The following is a 14,040-nucleotide window of genomic DNA, read 5'->3' on the forward strand; positions in this document are numbered from 1 at the left end:
GCACAGTGGGTGGAGCCGTGATCACGTTTCTCGATCAGGAATTGCGCCGTACTGGGAGGTCAGCCGTGAACGAGAACGCCCGTCCCGAACGCGACGCTGTCCGAGATCGCCCCGGGCGTGCATGCGTGGGTTCAGCCGGACGGCTCGTGGTGGATGCTTTCTAAATCACGTATCCATAGGTCAGAGCCTCATCGGCTTACACGAGTTCATCGAGCCGACGGGTCAGTTTGTCCAGATCCTCCCGAGCCCGTACAGAGTTGACTGCGGTCATTGCCTGTCTCGCTGCGTCTGCCTGCTCTCGTGCGTCCTCTACCCTGCCCTGAGCTAGACGGACCAGACCAAGACGGGTTAGGACCATGACCCTCCCTCGACCCCTCTCAGGGCCGAAGTCCAGGAGGGTTTGTTGATAGTACGCGGCGGCCTTGCTGTACTCCCCAATTGCTCTATACGAGTGGCCCAGTATCGCGCACAGGTGCGGTTCCGACAGGAACCCGGCCCACGAGGGCACCCCGTCCGGGTATTCCTTGCCAATCAGATCCTCAGCCAGTCCCAGCAGATTCCGCGCTTCGCGCACATTCCCCGCGTTGCCAAGGTGGCGAGCTAGCCCGGCGGCCACGTTGGCACGCTCCAACGGATGCACCCGGCTCTCTTGGTAAACCCCTGTAAGCATCGATGCCGCGTCTACTGGTCGAGTCTCCATGAACAAGGAGACGTTAAGGCGGACATGCGCGGTAAGGGTCGGATCGTTTCCCTCATTGCCGGTACGGATCGCCAACTCAGACAGACGCCCAGTCTGGTATTTAAGCCCGGAATCGTGGAAAGACCACGCAACCCGGTCCGAGAGCGACGCCACGGCGCTATACAGGGCCTTGCGGGTACCGGATGTCATCGGCCGGTCCAAAAGACCGACGGCCCACCGCAGGGACTCTCCCGCGACACCGGCCGCGACTCTGCCTCCGTACTGGAGATCCATCGCCGAGAAATGCCGGGCCGATTCCTGGACTGCCTCGACCTCGATCCTACCGACTTGACCGGTTTCTCCGGGGGAGACTAGCCCGTCTAGTAGCCGCGCCAGCGGTTCACTCGCCGCAGCTGTGGCAAGCGCCGTGAGTAGTGTTCTCCTGTCCATGTCGTCTGCCAGTCCTTCCACACCTAGAGCCCGTTCGTACGCCTTTATGTGCTTGTGGAGTACCGGTCGCTTGCCGGTCTCAAGCAGAGACAAATATGAAGAAACCATGTGAACTCGCTGCGACATCTCGCGGAGACTGACTCCAGCGCCTTCGCGCGCCGCCCTGAGTGTGGCACCCATATGGGCCAAGGCTCCCCCTCTGCAAACCCCTGTCAACATTTATCCACTTCCCAAGATAGCGGCAGCTGATCAGTGTGGGTACCGAGCGGGCCCGGTTCGCAAAAACCGGGAAGCTGCGTCAACGGAGACAGCAGCGAACCGGTGCCAAACCCCCGGCCGGGCCGCCCCGCTCACCCAAACGGACGGCACTAGGTAGGTGTTGCTGTGGGCGATGCAGTCCTGGAGCAAAACCACTGGGATCTAACCCGAGTCCTTCGGGATCGTCTACCAGCAATCCGGGAGGGGTTCTGAACCACAAAGAGCCCCTCCAAACCTGAAGTGGCCCCCGGAAGTCGGAACTGAATTTCTCAGTCCAACTTCCGGGGAGAAGTTCACTTGCGGAGGGGGTCTTTCGCTGTATCCGAATCAGAATATCTCGGCTAGCAGGCAGGCTCCGAATCTACCGCTACCGCTCGGACAACAACGAGCATACGGTTACGCCCCTGAAACACAAAAAGGCCCCTTACCTTGCCGCCGACCGCGATGCGGCATTTGGCCGCTCCGCACCCCTGCCGCCATTCTGGTGATCGGTGTCGGCCGCTAGGAAGTCGCAGAGTCGTCGACGATCGACCGGTGCCCCTCGGCGCTGACCCGACCGGCGCAGGGCGCCGAACACTTACCGATGTAACCAAGCAGACACGGACGGCCGATCTGCGAGTAGCGCTTGAACACACCGCCGGAGCAGGTGCGCCCGGAAAACACCCGCAGCAACAGACGCCGGAGCGGCGAAGGGGCACACTGGGTGGAGCCGTGATCACGTTGCTCGATCAGGAATTGCGCCGTACTGGGAGGTCAGCCGTGAACGAGAACGCCCGTCCCGAACGCGCGACGCTGTCCGAGGTCGCCCCGGGCGTGCATGCGTGGGTACAGCCGGACGGTTCGTGGTGGGTCAACAACGCCGGGGCGGTGCTCGGTGACGGCGGAATCGTGCTAATCGACACCTGCGCGACCGCCCAGCGCACCCAGCTTTTCCTCGATGCGGTGCGCGTCGCCGCCGGGGACGCGCCGATCCGGTTCGCGGTGAACACCCACCCGCACGGCGACCACACGCACGGCAACGCCCTGCTGCCCGACTCGACCGTCCTCATCGGACACGAGGCGACTCGCGAGGGCATCCTGTCCGACCCGATGCTCACGGATCCGCCACCGGTGTGGGAGCCGTCGCCGGAGTGGGGCATCACCGAACACCGCGCACCGACGGTGGTGCTGCGGGACTCGCTGACGCTGCACAGCGGCGACCGCCGGATCGAACTGCACCACCCCGGATACGCCGCGCACAGCGCCGGCGACGTGGTGGCCTGGGTGCCGGACGCGGGCGTGCTGTTCGCCGGGGACCTGATCTTCCACGGCCTCACGCCGCTGGTGATCTCGGGCTCGTTGGAGGGCGCGCTGAAGGCGCTGGACTGGCTGGCCGGCTACCCGGCCGCGACGGTGGTGCCCGGGCACGGCGCGACCCTGCCCGGCTCGGCGCTCCCGCGGGTACTCGAAGACCACGCCCGCTATTACCGGTTCGTCCTGGACACGGCCCGCCAGGCCCGCACCGACGGCCTCACTCCGCTGGAGGCGGCCGAGCGGTGCGACCTGGGCGAATTCGCGTCGTGGCCGGAGCGCGAACGCATCGTCCTCAACCTGCACCGCGCCTACTCCGACATCGACGACACCGAACCCGACCTCGTCGCGGCGTTCACCGACGCGGTCACCTACAACGGCGGCCCCCTCCGCTGCGTGGTCTAGGCAATGAGCGCCCTACAGCGGGCAGACTAGGCGCTCGGCGACCGGGACGAGGGTTATCGGCAGCGCCGGCAGGGTCTGGTACCAGTACGCCACCGATGAGACGTCGTCGGAGCGCTTGTTGGCGTGCCCGTGCTCGATGGTGACCTTGATGGACCGATCGAAGACCACCGGGTCCTCGACGTGGAACCGGTAGTAGGACACCTGCCCGCTCCAGTTCGGCCCGCCCGGCATGGTGAGCCCGTGGTAGGGCGCCTGGTACTGCTGGGTCGGGCACCACGCGGTGTTGAAGTAGTCCTCGGTGCCGGTGCCGTGCAGCCTCGGCGGCCAGGGTTCGCCGTCGATGAAGAACATGTCGTCGCCCTCGCCGTACCAGTTCCAATCGGTGGTGTGGCGGAGGTTCTGCACGTTGAGCACGGTGCCGACATAGTGCCCGCGCCCCTCGGCCTCCAGCAGCACGTAGTTGCCCGCGCCGTCGGTGTTGGTGCCGCCGAAGAGGAACTCGTCGTTGCTCTGGTCGCCCTGGTCGACGCCGTCGGTTGGGTTCTGCCGGCGCCACTGCGCGTGGAAGTAGCCGAGATCCGCGTCTGCCTCGCCGTAGGTCTCGTAGTCGATGTAGAAGTAGAACGTCACGGGCTTGATGCTCATCTCGCTGATCAGCTCGAACTTGGCCCGCCCGGCGAAGGGCATCGCGAACCAGCAGTTGAATCCCTTGCCGTCCTGCGGGCTCATCTGCAGCGGTGCGGACGCGAAGTTGGCGCTGCGGCCGTGCCCCATGCCGAAGAAGTCCCCCAGCGGCACGAGCACGGCCGGATGCGACGAGTCGTCCCAGGTGATCTTCAGGACGAGCCGCCGCAGGTAGTCGCCCTCGACCTCGGCCCGCTGCCCGAGGTGGTCGACGGCGACGGTGCACCAGATGTGGGTGATCACGCCGGGTCCGGAAATGTCGGCTAATTCCCGGGTTTCGCCCGGCTCGATGCGGATGTTGTCGCTGTTGCCCCCGCTGCGGTCCCAGCTGGATACCCTGCCGCGCCGGGTCTGCCGCAGCCGGGGCAGATCCCGCAAGCTGCTACCGAACGATCCGTATCCGGACAAGAAAACCTCCCCAGTGGTACTGCCGGTATTCCCGATCACGTTCTACCACGCGCCGGACGGCCAGATGCCGGTTTTTCCCGACATAGCAAGTCAATTGCTATGCGCCGGGGCCGCAGGCCGTTCCGATTCCCTTCGGCAGTGTTGGAACAGCGGCGAATGGCTCAACGCAGCCACGTCCGGCCAGCCGTCGTGGACCCGCCTGGGGATCGGCCACCGCCTGCGGCGTGCGAAAGATCCGGCCGCCGCATCACGCACCCAGGTGTCTACTGTGGACCAGAGAAGGACACTGCGGGCACTTCTTGCCTGCCAGAAACGGTCATCGATCAGCTCCATCAGGCAGCCGGTCGATCGCTCGAAGGCACGCAGTGGATCCCCTCGCCGGTCTACGCCGGGTCGCGCCGCCGGGTCAGCGCGCTGGGGGTTCGTAGTTCTCGATGCGGCGCAACAGGTTCCGGATTCGGGCGCCGTAGAACGGCGAGAGGGCATAGCCCGGGTAGCTGGCGAACCAGCTGGCACTGCCCAGGCTGACCGCGTCGGCACCGGCCCAGAAGTATTCGCGGCAGTCGTCGAAGCTGCGGATGCCGCCGGTGGCGATGATCGGCAGCGTCACCCCGGCGTCCCGCAGCTCCTTGACCACCCGCAGGCCGATCGGCTTGATCGCGCGGCCAGAAAGCCCGCCGAAGCCGTTCTTCAGCAGCGGCTGCCCGGTGTTCGGGTCCAGCCGCAGGCCCTTGACGGTGTTGATCGCGGTCAGCGCGGACACCCCGTGCCGGGCGGCCAGCCGGGCGTGCCCGAGGTAGTCGTAATCCGGCGACAGCTTCAGGATCACCGGATGGTTGCTGCGCGGCACCGCCTCGGCCAGCACCGATTCGATGATCTGGTTGAAGTCGAAGTTGACGTTGTGGCAGGAGACGTTGAACTCCACCGCGGCGATCTCGCCGGCCGGCACCGCGGCGTTGACCTTGTCGACCAGCGTGACGAACTCTTCGGCGGAGAAGCCGCCGACGGAGACGATGGTGTTCTGCTCGCGGGTGCGCGGGTAGTAGTCGCGCAGGTAGGCGTCGATCCCGACATTGCACCAGCCGAAGGCGTTGAGCCAGCCGCCGTCGACTTGCCGCAACGCCTGACCGTAGCGCTTGATCAGTGCGGGCAGTTCGTGCAGCGGCCACACGTCGCGGGTGGTGAAGTGCCCCTCGCGGGGCTCGACGGTGAGCGTGCGGGTGGTGACACCGCCGAAGCGGGACAGCGGCACGAACTGCGAGATCGGGCTCATGCCGTAGGGCACCAGTTTCGCGTTGGCCACGCCGTAACCGAGCAGGCTGGACGAGGTCACCAGGCGGTTGCGCAGTCTGATGTCGCCGAGCCGCACGCCGAGCTCGGACGGGACGTCTCGCACCAACCGTAGGTTGCGCTCCTGGGCTACGCTCACGATCTCCTCCTACCCGACGTCGCGGCGCCGTCGAGTCCCATTGTCCCTCACCCGGAGCAGTACACCGAGCCGGGTTCGCGCGTACCGTCGGCGGGTGCGAACCCGAACCGGGCGATGTCAATGGCTATCGGCTCGTTGATTTCCATGGAAATCGCCGCGTCCGTCGCACCTGGCGTGCGCTTCGTCGACCGCCGCGATCAGCGAGTCCGGGGTCAGCCCGGCGATGACCCGGTCGATGTCGCGCAGCCCCGCCCGCAGCAGCAAGCGTTTCTCGTTGGTGACCCACTCGCCCCGGGCCGCGAGGACCGCGTGCGCCGCCTGACAGGCGGCCTGCACGATCGCGCCGGCGGTCTCGGCGAGCCGACCTTGAGGCGCGTGGTTAGCCCGCGCGTAGCCCAATGTCATCGACGCCCGCTCCCACCAGACCGGCGGCGCGGACTTGCGCAGCGCGTCCGGGTATTCCGGGCGCGGCAACTCGCCGCGCAGCACCCGGTTGATCGCCAGTTCGGCGACCACCAGGTAGCTCGGGATGCCGACCAGGTGGAACATCAACGGCTGCCACTCGAACCGGCCCGCGCGGGCCTCGGCGAGCTCGTGCTCCACCACGTCGAGATCTCGGTAGTGGATGTCGACGTGGCGGCCTTCGATTCGCAGCCAGGCACCCCCGTTGAACACGCCACCGCCCCAGCCGCCGAGCTCGGAGACTTCGCCGGGCCACCCGATGTCGCGCAGGTCCTGCGGCTCGAACGGGCCGCGGTAGTAGATCGCGAAGTCCCAGTCGCTGTCGGTGCGGTGGGTTCCCTGGGCTCGCGAGCCCCCGAGGCTCACCGCCCGCACCCCCGGCAGGCCGGCCAAGCGGTCCGCGACACGGGCTTCGAATTCGGCATCGTCCGGCACAGTGATCAGACTCCTTCGGCAGCGTAGGCAGCATCGCCGAAGTCACCGCCGAAGTCACCGCCGAAGTCACCGTCAGGAATCCACGACCGGAGGCCAGAAGAACGCGGCGATTTCACTTGAAATCGCACCACATCAGGTGCCCTGGTGCCGACCCACCGCGCGGCGGAGTTCGCGAAGCCGGCGCATCGCGGTCACCGCGCGCTCGCCGTCGGCCGCCTGGATCGCCATGATCGGCACGTACTCGTCTTCCGGCAGCTCCAACCGGGCCCACGCGGCACCATCCGGGAAGCTGACGGCCTGCACCAGCGGCCAGGAGTAGCGCTGGGTGCCGATGATGTTGCGGACCTCCACGCCGTCGGCGTCCGCGCGCAATCGCGGCCGGGTCAGCAGCATCACGCCGCCGGCCAGCAGCACGCCCAGAAACCCCATCGCAACCTGGTCGGACACCGAGAACACCGCGCCGGTCGGCGTGTTCCGCAGCAGCGTCGCGACCACGGCGAACACCAGCACCAGCGCGACCGCGATCGGGATCGCCACCCGCCGCACCTTCCGCGGCCGGACCTCCACGCGCTCCTCGCTCACAGGAACCCTCGCTCGCTGTCCCAGCCGCGCAGCTCCCGCAGCAGCAGTGCGGTCTCCAGCGCCGCGGCGGTGGCCTCGAACCCCTTGTCCTCCACCGAGTCGGCGAACCCGGCCCGGCCCTCGGCCTGCTGCATGGTGTCGCACGTCAGTACGCCGTTGCCGACGGCCGTGGATTCGTCCAGCGCCACCCGGGTCAGGCCCTGGGTGACCGAGTCGCAGACGTACTCGAAATGCGGGGTGCCACCGCGGATCACCGCACCGAGTGCGACCACGGCGTCGTGCTGGTGCGCCAACTGCTGGCAAACGACCGGCAGCTCGATCGAACCGGGCACCCGCACCACGGTCGGCTCGGCGATGCCCGCCTCCTTGGCCGCCGCCAGTGCGCGGGAGAGCATCTGCTCGACGAGCCGCTCGTGCCAGCGGATCGCGGCAATGCCCAGCCGCAGGTCACCCGCCTTCGGCACGCTGATCCGCGGCCGCCCCTCACCACTCATGCCGTCACTCCAGTCTCGCCGTTGATCGACGAGTCCTCGCCGTCGTCGAGATTGTCCAGCACGTGCCCCATCCGGTCGCGCTTGGTGCGCAGGTAGCGGATGTTCTCCGGGTTCGGGCGGATCGGCAGCGGCACGCGGTCCACGATCCGCAGCCCGTAGCCCTCCAGGCCGACCCGCTTGGCCGGGTTGTTGGTGAGCAGCCGCATCGACTTCACGCCCAGGTCGCACAGGATCTGCGCCCCCTGGCCGTAGTCCCTGCTGTCGACCGGCATGCCCAGCGCGACGTTGGCATCCACCGTGTCCGCGCCGTCGTCCTGCAGCTGGTATGCCTGCAGCTTGTGAATCAGCCCGATGCCGCGTCCTTCGTGCCCGCGCATGTAGAGCACCACGCCGCGACCGGCCTCGGCGACCTGGGCCAGCGCCGCGTCCAGCTGCGGACCGCAGTCGCAGCGCAGCGAGCCCAGCACGTCCCCGGTCAGGCACTCGGAGTGCACCCGCACCAGGATGTCCTCGCCGTCGCCGATCTCGCCGTACACCAGGGCCAGGTGTTCGATGCCGTCGATCGTGCTGTCGTAGCCGACGGTGCGAAAGGTGCCGTGGGCGGTGGGGATCCGGGCCTCGGCGACGCGCACCACCTGCTTCTCGAAGCGGCGCCGGTAAGCGATCAGGTCGGCGATGGTGATCAGCGCCAGGTCGTGCTCCTCGGCGAAGACCTCCAGCTCGTCGCGCCGCGCCATATCGCCTTCGGACTTCTGGCTGACGATCTCGCACAGCGCTCCGGCGGGGTGCAACCCGGCGAGGCGGGCCAGGTCCACCGCCGCTTCGGTGTGGCCGGGACGGCGTAGCACGCCGCCCTCGCGGGCGCGCAGCGGCACCACGTGACCGGGCCGGGTGAGGTCCTTGGCGGTGGACTCCCGGCCGGCCAGGACCCGCAACGTCGTCGCGCGGTCGGCGGCGGAGATGCCCGTGCCCACGCCGTCGGCGGCATCGACCGTGACGGTGTAGGCCGTGCCCTTGCGGTCCTGGTTCCAGTAGTACATCGGGGGCAGGTCGAGGCGGTCACAGTCCTCACCGGTGAGCCCGGCGCAGATGTAGCCGGAGGTGTAGCGGACCATGAACGCCACCAGCTCGGGCGTCGCCCGCTCGGCCGCGAAGATCAGATCGCCTTCGTTCTCACGGTCCTCGTCGTCTACCACGATCACCGGACGCCCGGCCGCGATGTCGGCCAACGCGCGCTCAATGCTGTCGAACCTGTCCGTGCTCACCGTGTCCGCAACCTCGTACTCGGGGTTCATCACCGCGCCTCCCTGACGCCGCCATTGTCCCCCGAACGGGCCTGCGCACCATGGGCCCTTTCGGCCAGCTGCGCCGCGGCGAGCCGTTCGAGGTGCTTGGCCAGCACATCCACCTCGATGTTCACTTCGTCACCCGGCTCGCGCAGGCCCAGCGTGGTCACCTCCTTGGTGGTGGGGATCAGCGCGACGGTGAACTCCGCCTCCCCCGCGTCGACCACGGTCAGCGACACCCCGTCGACGGTGATCGAGCCCTTCTCCACCAGGTAGCGGGACAGCCGCCGCGGCAGTTCGAAGCGGGTGAGCCCGTCGGCGTCGGTGCCGCGCAGCACCGCGGTGCCGTCGACGTGGCCCTGCACGATGTGGCCGCCGAGTCGCTCGCCGAGGGCCATCGCGCGCTCCAGGTTGACCCGGTCGCCGGTCGCGATGCCCTTCAGCGCGGAGCGGCGCAGCGTTTCGGCCACCACGTCCACGGTGAACCGTCCGTCCCCGACGGTGACCACGGTCAGGCAGACGCCGTTGACGGCGATCGAGTCGCCGTGCTTGGCGTCTTCGGTCACCACGGGCCCGGAGATAGTCAATCGGCTGCCGTCGGACAACGGCTCGAACGCCTCGATGGTGCCGAGTTCCTCGACGATCCCGGTGAACACCTGCTGCCTCCTCGCACTGCCTGGCGGGCCTCGTCGCCCGCGCGCCGCCCCGGTCAGCGGCCCCGCGGGACCGCGCTCACCCGGATGTCCGGGCCACTCATCGTCGTCTCTTCCACCCGCAACCGCCATGCCTGCGAGATGCTTGCCACTCCCGCTTCGCCGAGGGCGGCCGGTCCAGCGCCGAACAGCATCGCGGCGATGTAGGCGAGCACCCGGTCCACGCAGCCGGCGGCCACGAACGCGCCGGCGAGCCGGGGGCCGCCTTCCAGCAGCACGTCGACGATGCCGCGGTCGGCGAGGGCGGCAAGCACCGCGGCCGGGTCGCCGCCGGGCAGCTGGATCGTTTCCGCGGCATCGTCGAAGACCTTGGCGTGGCGCGGGATCTCGCGGTCGCCGACGACGACGCGCAGCGGCTGCCGGGTAGCCAGCGCACCTTCGGGCGTGCGGGCGGTCAGGTGCGGGTCGTCGGCGAGGACCGTGCCAGTGCCCGCGATGATCGCGTCCATCCGCGCGCGGATCCGGTGCACCTCGGCGCGCGACTCGGCGGAGCTGATCCACTTGCTGGTGCCGTCCGCGGCGGCCGATCGACCGTCCAATGTGGCCGCGTACTTCCAGGTCACGTGCGGCCGCCCGGTTCGGGCGAAGTGCAGCCAGGCCCGCAGCGGGCCGGACGTCACCTCATCGGCCAGCAGACCACTGTGGACATCGATGTTCGCGGCGCGCAGCACCCCGGCGCCGCCGGCGGCCGCCGGATTGGGATCGGAAACCGCGTGCACCACACGTGCGATCCCGGCCGCACGCAGGGCATCCGCGCAAGGTGGCGTCCGGCCGATGTGCGCGCAGGGCTCCAGCGTGACCACGGCGGTGCCGCCGTGGGCCCGCTCACCCGCCGCGCGGAGCGCGACGATCTCCGCGTGCGGCCCGCCCGGCGGCTGCGTCGCGCCGACGCCGACGACCTCGCCCTCGGCGTCCAGCACCACGCATCCCACTGGCGGATTGGGGCTGGTCGTGCCGCGCACCCGCTCGCTGGCCGCGATCGCGGTGCGCATCGCGTGCTCTTCGGGATGAGCGGCCATCGGTTTCCTCCCGCTCAACCGCGCCGACCGAAGATCCGGTCGATGTCAAGGGAAATCAATGGGCCCTGGCATGGGCGAAGTTCGGTGCGGCCTTGGCTCGCAGCGCCTCGACCGCCTTGGCCGGGTCGGCCGCGTTGTACACCGCGGACCCGGCCACGAAGCAATCCACCCCGGCCTCGGCTGCCTGCTCGATGGTGTCGGCGTTGATGCCGCCGTCGATCTCCACCACCAGGTTGAGGTGGCCGGTGTCGACCAGTTCGCGGGCCTTGCGGGCCTTGTCCAGCACCTCGGCGATGAACTTCTGGCCGCCGAAGCCCGGCTCCACCGACATCACCAGCAGCGTGTCGTAGTGCTTGAGCACCTCGACATACGGGTCCAGCGGGGTGTTCGGCTTGACCGAGAGCCCGGCCTTCGCCCCGGCGGCGCGCAGGTCCTTGGCGATGGCGACCGGGTCCTTGGCCGCTTCCACGTGCACCGTGACGTTGTAGGCACCGGCCTCGGCGTACCCGATGGCCCAGCGGTCCGGGTCGTCGATCATCAGGTGGCAGTCGACCGGGATGTCGGTCGCCTTCAGCAACGACTCGACCACGGGCAGGCCCAGGGTCAGGTTGGGCACGAAGTGCGCGTCCATCACGTCCACGTGCAGCCAGTCGGCGCGCCGCCCGGGCTCGCCGTTCACGGCGGCCATCTCGTCGGCGAGGCGGGCGAAATCGGCGGAGAGGATGGAAGGCGCGATCATCGGCTGGTTCGACACATGCGGGAGTGTAAATCCCAGGTACCACCCGGTGCGGAGCGCCCTTACTCGGTGACGGGCACCTCTCGCTCCGTTTCGGTTCTGGCCGCGCGGCGCCGGACGAAGTAGTACACCGCGCACACCACGAGGACGAACGGCACGCCCGCCTTCCAGGCCATGCTGAACGGCGCGAGGAACGGCGTGGTCAGCAACACGGCGGCGAAGAACAGCATGGCCAGCACCGTGGTCACCGGCGTACCCCGCAGCTGCACCGGCGGAGGCGGCAGCCTGTCGGCGGCACGGCGCCGCCGGAACGCCAACTGGCTGGCGAAGATCATCAAGTACACGACGATCGCGGCGAACAGCGCAATGCCCAGCATCATCGGGAACGCCGTGTCCTCGGCGAACACCGCGAGCGAGGCGGCCAGCGCCAGCCCCAGCGCGGAGAGCACCAGCGCCCGCCCCGGCACCCCGTTGCGGCTCAGCACGGCGAACCACTTCGGCGCGTGGCCGTCCAGGGCCAGCGAGTGGGTCATGCGCGCGGCGAGGTACAGGTTCGTGTTCATCGCGGAAAGGGCGGCGGTAAGCACCACGAAGTTCATGATCCCGGCTGCGGCGGGAATGCCCACCAGGCTGAACAGCCGCACGAACGGGCTCTCCCTGACGTCGCCGGAAGAAGACGCCTGGTCCCAGGGCAGGATCGAGACCACCACGAGCATCCCGAGGACGTAGAAGAGGGCCAGCCGCAGCACCGTGTTGCGCGCCGCGCGAGGCACATCCCGGCCCGGGTTGCGCGACTCGGCCGCGGTCATCGACACCGCCTCGGTACCCAGGTACGAGAAGGTCACCACCGCCAGCGCCAGCCAGACCGCTCCGATGCCGTTGGGGAAGAACCCACCGTGCTCGGTCAGCGCACCGGCCCCGACGGGCGGGTGACCCGGCAGGCCGAACACGATGTAGACCACTCCGAGGACCACGAACACCACGATCGTGACGACCTTGATCATCGCGAACCAGTACTCGAACTCCCCGAAGAAGCGCACGGCGGCGACGTTGATCGCCAGCATCAGCACCGAGAAGCCCACCACCGGCATCCACAGCGGCAGCTGGGGGTACCAGAACTGGAGGTACAGCCCGGCCGCGATGACCTCGCTGCCGACGTTGACCACCTGCGCCGCCCAGTACATCCAGCGCGAGACGAAACCGGCGAGGCCGCCGAGGTAGCGCTGGATGATCGCGCCGAAGCCACCGGCGTCGGGGTGCACCACGATCATCTCGGCCAGCGCGAAGGCCAGCGCGAGCACGGCGAGCGCGGCCACCGCGTAGGCGACGATCACGGCCGGACCCGCGATCGAGATGGCCAGGCTCGAGCCGAGGAACAACCCGGTTCCGATGGCGCCACCGACGGCGATCATGCCGACCTGGCGGCCGGAGAGATCCCTGCGCAGCCCGGATTGCGGTCCCGGTGCGATCTCCTGTGCCACTGTGCTGTGCCTCCCCCTCGTCGCGCACCACCTGTCGGTGTGCGACGAGCACCTTACGACGCGACGGGAGCGGTCGGCATATCGGTTACACAGTTGGTTGCATTCTCACCGCATTGTTGATCCAAACGCCGTACGTCTCGCACGCGATTGGCCTAGTCACGATGGGGAAAATGACTACCGTCAGTGCGAAATGGACATCTGGATCGGGGTACCCTCTTCGACCGAACGGCTGACAGTGCAGTACTTCTCGATGGCGCGGCGGACCGCGTCGACGAGCCTGCCGCGTTCGCCGTCCTCGAACCCGCTGAGGTCGACGTCGAGGCTGACCTGGACCGAGGCGAACTTGTGCTTGTCTTCCGGGGTCTTGGTCCGGTCGGCGTGCACCGTCACCTTCGCGTCCTCGCCGAGCCGCCGGACCAGCAGGTTCTCGCTGGTCACCGCCGAGCAGGCGGCGATGGCGGCGAGCAGCAGCTCACCCGGGGTGAAAGCCCCGGGCGCGTCCTCGGGACCGATCGCCACCTCGGCGCCGCGCGGGTTCGTCGCGGTGAAGACGTGCTGACCTGTCCGGGTCACTTCGACCGGAGTGGAAGACATTCGTACCACCTGACGTCGGTTGCGGTTGCCGGTCCCAGCTTCGATGCGGAACCGTGCAGGTGCAACCACGTCGGCGACCGCGTTGTTCCGCGGCAAGCGCGCCGGGGATCAAGACCGAGAACCCCAATTTTAGGCAAAATCGGGAATCCCGGCCGGGGCCAAACCGGCGGTCAGTCGGCTTCCTCGCCGATGTCCTCGTACCACAGGCGCGGGTTGGCTTCGACGAAATCGGCCATCAGCCGGGCGCACTCCGGGTCGTCGAGAAGCACGATGTCGACCCCGTTCTCGGCAAGCCAGTCGTGGCCGCCGTAGAAGTTCCTGGCCTCGCCGATGACGACGCGGCCGATCCCGAACTGGCGCACCAGTCCGCTGCAATACCAACAGGGCGACAGGGTGGTCACCATCGTGGTGCCGGCGTAGGAGCGCTGCCGCCCCGCGTTGCGGAAGGCCGCGGTCTCGCCGTGCACGGACGGATCGTCATCCTGCACCCGGCGATTGTGCCCGCTGCCGAGCACCCGCCCGTCGGAGCCGATCAGCGCCGCACCGATCGGAATTCCGCCTTCCGCAAGCCCGGCCTTGGCTTCGCCGACCGCGACCGCCAGCCACCGCCGATAGTCCTCTTCGGACACTGCCGC

General features: G+C 68.4%; 14 protein-coding genes and 1 pseudogene. 1 reads left to right on the top strand and 14 read right to left on the bottom strand.

All coding sequences use genetic code 11. From position 1 onward, the window contains the following. Positions 1-196: 196 nt before the first annotated feature. Together BJ970_RS01145 and BJ970_RS39820 are read right to left on the bottom strand one after the other, a co-directional pair. The gene (locus tag BJ970_RS01145; protein WP_312864054.1) at positions 197-1,348 is read right to left on the bottom strand and encodes a helix-turn-helix domain-containing protein; all 1,152 of its coding nucleotides are present in this window, start codon (positions 1,346-1,348) and stop codon (positions 197-199) included. A 526-nt stretch (positions 1,349-1,874) separates the two neighbouring features. Continuing rightward, a pseudogene (locus BJ970_RS39820) lies at positions 1,875-2,062 on the bottom strand (hypothetical protein); the annotation flags it as partial. A gap of 84 nt (positions 2,063-2,146) precedes the next feature. Here BJ970_RS39820 and BJ970_RS01150 point away from each other — a divergent pair. Further along, the gene (locus tag BJ970_RS01150) at positions 2,147-3,082 is read left to right on the top strand and encodes an MBL fold metallo-hydrolase (protein ID WP_184722468.1); all 936 of its coding nucleotides are present in this window, start codon (positions 2,147-2,149) and stop codon (positions 3,080-3,082) included. A gap of 12 nt (positions 3,083-3,094) precedes the next feature. Here BJ970_RS01150 and BJ970_RS01155 read toward each other — a convergent pair whose 3' ends face one another. The 12 genes from BJ970_RS01155 to BJ970_RS01210 form a co-directional block, all read right to left on the bottom strand. Continuing rightward, positions 3,095-4,174, bottom strand: a complete 1,080-nt coding sequence (locus BJ970_RS01155) for a glycoside hydrolase family 172 protein (protein WP_184722470.1) — start codon at positions 4,172-4,174, stop codon at positions 3,095-3,097. A 406-nt stretch (positions 4,175-4,580) separates the two neighbouring features. Next, positions 4,581-5,603, bottom strand: coding sequence for a beta/alpha barrel domain-containing protein (locus BJ970_RS01160; protein WP_184722472.1), 1,023 nt, complete (start codon positions 5,601-5,603; stop codon positions 4,581-4,583). Positions 5,604-5,720: 117 nt separating this feature from the next. Next, on the bottom strand, positions 5,721-6,500 hold the full coding sequence (locus tag BJ970_RS01165; RefSeq protein WP_376774981.1) for a nucleotidyltransferase domain-containing protein: 780 nt from the start codon (positions 6,498-6,500) through the stop codon (positions 5,721-5,723). A 132-nt stretch (positions 6,501-6,632) separates the two neighbouring features. After that, positions 6,633-7,082 (bottom strand): PH domain-containing protein, encoded by a 450-nt coding sequence (locus tag BJ970_RS01170; protein ID WP_184722474.1) that lies wholly within the window; start codon positions 7,080-7,082, stop codon positions 6,633-6,635. Then, positions 7,079-7,576, bottom strand: a complete 498-nt coding sequence (gene ribH, locus BJ970_RS01175; protein WP_184722476.1) for a 6,7-dimethyl-8-ribityllumazine synthase — start codon at positions 7,574-7,576, stop codon at positions 7,079-7,081. Before ribH ends, BJ970_RS01170 begins: the two co-directional genes overlap by 4 nt. Next, the gene (locus BJ970_RS01180) at positions 7,573-8,871 is read right to left on the bottom strand and encodes a bifunctional 3,4-dihydroxy-2-butanone-4-phosphate synthase/GTP cyclohydrolase II (RefSeq protein WP_184722478.1); all 1,299 of its coding nucleotides are present in this window, start codon (positions 8,869-8,871) and stop codon (positions 7,573-7,575) included. The genes ribH and BJ970_RS01180 overlap by 4 nt, the downstream gene beginning before the upstream one ends. After that, positions 8,871-9,518 (bottom strand): riboflavin synthase, encoded by a 648-nt coding sequence (locus BJ970_RS01185; RefSeq protein ID WP_184722480.1) that lies wholly within the window; start codon positions 9,516-9,518, stop codon positions 8,871-8,873. The genes BJ970_RS01180 and BJ970_RS01185 overlap by 1 nt, the downstream gene beginning before the upstream one ends. Before the next feature lie 53 nt (positions 9,519-9,571). After that, positions 9,572-10,594, bottom strand: a complete 1,023-nt coding sequence (gene ribD, locus BJ970_RS01190; protein WP_184722483.1) for a bifunctional diaminohydroxyphosphoribosylaminopyrimidine deaminase/5-amino-6-(5-phosphoribosylamino)uracil reductase RibD — start codon at positions 10,592-10,594, stop codon at positions 9,572-9,574. A gap of 55 nt (positions 10,595-10,649) precedes the next feature. Next, the gene (rpe, locus tag BJ970_RS01195; protein WP_184728805.1) at positions 10,650-11,333 is read right to left on the bottom strand and encodes a ribulose-phosphate 3-epimerase; all 684 of its coding nucleotides are present in this window, start codon (positions 11,331-11,333) and stop codon (positions 10,650-10,652) included. A 59-nt stretch (positions 11,334-11,392) separates the two neighbouring features. Next, positions 11,393-12,811 carry an amino acid permease gene (locus BJ970_RS01200; RefSeq protein ID WP_184722486.1) on the bottom strand — a complete coding sequence of 473 codons (1,419 nt, stop codon included), beginning with the start codon at positions 12,809-12,811 and terminating at the stop codon, positions 11,393-11,395. Between the two features lie 180 nt (positions 12,812-12,991). Continuing rightward, positions 12,992-13,405, bottom strand: coding sequence for an OsmC family protein (locus BJ970_RS01205; protein ID WP_184722489.1), 414 nt, complete (start codon positions 13,403-13,405; stop codon positions 12,992-12,994). A 170-nt stretch (positions 13,406-13,575) separates the two neighbouring features. Beyond that, entirely contained in the window at positions 13,576-14,034 is a 459-nt protein-coding gene (locus BJ970_RS01210; RefSeq protein ID WP_184722492.1) for a nucleoside deaminase, read from the bottom strand. Between the last annotated feature and the right edge of the window lie 6 nt (positions 14,035-14,040).

Source organism: Saccharopolyspora phatthalungensis, assembly GCF_014203395.1.
GTDB lineage: Bacteria > Actinomycetota > Actinomycetes > Mycobacteriales > Pseudonocardiaceae > Saccharopolyspora > Saccharopolyspora phatthalungensis.